Annotated in this window: 1 pseudogene; it reads right to left on the bottom strand. The window is 67.0% G+C overall.

Annotated elements, in window-relative coordinates:
- Positions 1-259: pseudogene (locus RNC47_RS36910) on the bottom strand (biotin--[acetyl-CoA-carboxylase] ligase); the annotation flags it as partial.
- Positions 260-443 lie beyond the last annotated feature (184 nt).

Below are 443 nucleotides of genomic sequence, written 5' to 3'. Positions count from 1 at the left end.
CGTCGACTCCGACCGACAATGCCAACTGTGACCGTGGCGGCGCCGACCACTGCCTGCCATGCCGGCCGCGCCCCGCGTTCTGGTACTCGGCCAGCAACACCGCACCGGCGATCTCCTCACCGGCGGCCGCCCGCGCGATCAGATCGGCGTTGGTCGATCCGGTCTCGTCGACGACGTCGAGTTGATGCCACGGCGCGCTCAACGACTCCCGCAAAGCGGCGGCATCGAGCGGCGGGCGGTTCGGCTGGCGATCATCCATGGGCCGTCAGCTTATTCGCACCGGTAATGAGCTACCGATTGGCCAGGTTCGCCGCGACCTCCTCGTGCCACAGCTCGTTGGCGTGCGTGGTGTCGACCTCCTGCTCGAAGCGATCGGTCATGTCGGGCGTGACATCGGCGGCATCGACGTAGAACTGCTCGTACCACCGGCGATGGTGGTAGAC

Source organism: Streptomyces millisiae (assembly GCF_031845425.1).
Taxonomy (GTDB): Bacteria; Actinomycetota; Actinomycetes; order Streptomycetales; family Streptomycetaceae; genus Streptomyces; species Streptomyces millisiae.
The sequence above is the reverse complement of the archived record's forward strand: the minus strand, read 5'-3'. Positions and strand labels throughout refer to the sequence as shown.